The sequence below is a fragment of the Pseudomonas sp. MF08817 genome, assembly GCF_059862705.1.
Genome location: NZ_JCBCUY010000093.1, coordinates 1 through 1371 on the forward strand (window position 1 = coordinate 1; position 1371 = coordinate 1371).

The 1371-nt window shown below is 55.1% G+C and carries 1 protein-coding gene; it reads left to right on the forward strand.

All coding sequences use genetic code 11. From position 1 onward, the window contains the following. Window positions 1–78: 78 nt before the first annotated feature. Complete coding sequence (locus AC19YR_RS24725; protein WP_500600437.1) at window positions 79–1104, forward strand: IS110 family RNA-guided transposase; 1026 nt, start codon at window positions 79–81, stop codon at window positions 1102–1104. Window positions 1105–1371: the final 267 nt, after the last annotated feature.

Consider the following 1371-nt stretch of genomic DNA (forward strand, 5'->3'; position numbering starts at 1 on the left):
GGGCTAATGAGATGGTCACCCCCACACCCTGCGAGGGCTACGCTTTCGCAGGGTGTTTTGTTTTCGGAGGCCATCATCATGATCCAGTCAACACTGATCGGTATCGATCTCGGCAAACATAATTTCCACCTTCACGGCCAGGATAAATCAGGCCGCGAGGTGTTTCGCAAGAAGCTCTCTCGGGCGCAGATGATGCAACTTTTCGGCAACATGCCGAGTTGTGTCGTGGTGATGGAAGCCTGTGCGGGGGCGCATTTTGTCGCTCGTCAGCTAGCGGCAATGGGACACACGGCCAAGCTGATTTCCCCGCAGTTCGTTAAGCCTTTCGTCAAAGGCAACAAAAATGATTTCGTCGACGCTGAAGCGATCTGTGAAGCGGCTTCCCGTCCATCTATGCGCTTTGTGACGCCTAAAACCGAGTCCCAGCAAACCCTGTCTGTTCTGCATCGGATGCGCGAATCGTTGGTGCATGACCGCACAAAAACGGCTAATCAGATGCACGGTTTCCTACTGGAATTTGGCGTCAGCCTGCCCAGAGGCCTGACCATTATGAAACGTTTGACAAATGTCTTGGCCGAGCACGAGTTGCCCGTTCGTTTGACGGTGTTGTTACAGCGTCTGCACGATCACTTCGTCTACCTGGATGAGCAAATCAGGGCGCTGGATAAAGAGCTGTCGAGCCAACTGGCCGACGATGATCTTGGTAGTCGCTTGCTGAGCATGCCATGTGTCGGCCCGATCACCGCCAGCCTGCTGGCTGTGAAAATGGGTGATGCCAAGCAGTACCGGTGCAGTCGCGATTTTGCCGCCTCAGTGGGCCTGGTGCCCAGGCAGTACAGCACGGGCGGTAAGGCGAATTTGCTCGGGATCAGCAAGCGGGGTGACAAGCACCTGCGACAACTGTTGGTGCAATGCTCCAGGGTCTATATGCAGAGGCTGGAGCATCAGAAAGGGGCACTGGCTGACTGGGTTCGAGCCTTGCTCAGTCGACGACATTCGAATGTCGTGGCCTGTGCCCTGGCTAACAAACTGGCACGTATCGCTTGGGCGATCGCGACTCACCATACGCAATATGAAGCAGGGCCAGACGCCTTGAACGCCTGACCCTGCAGTTGTTGCAGTACCACGATTCACCCTTCAGGTTTTGCGATAGCTGAACAACGGATGACGTGAACGGCCTACCGGCCTGGCGAAGATCCTGACACAAAAATCGGCTTTAGAAGCCGATGGGCTTTTTAGGATCGTCAGGCGCGACTCTCATCGTGGCGCTGGGGCCTGCCCCAAACAGACGCCGGATAGATTTAAGCAAGCCAACCACACCACCCGTTAATCAGTATTGCAAAAATGGGGGTGACCATAGATTTTTGTGGG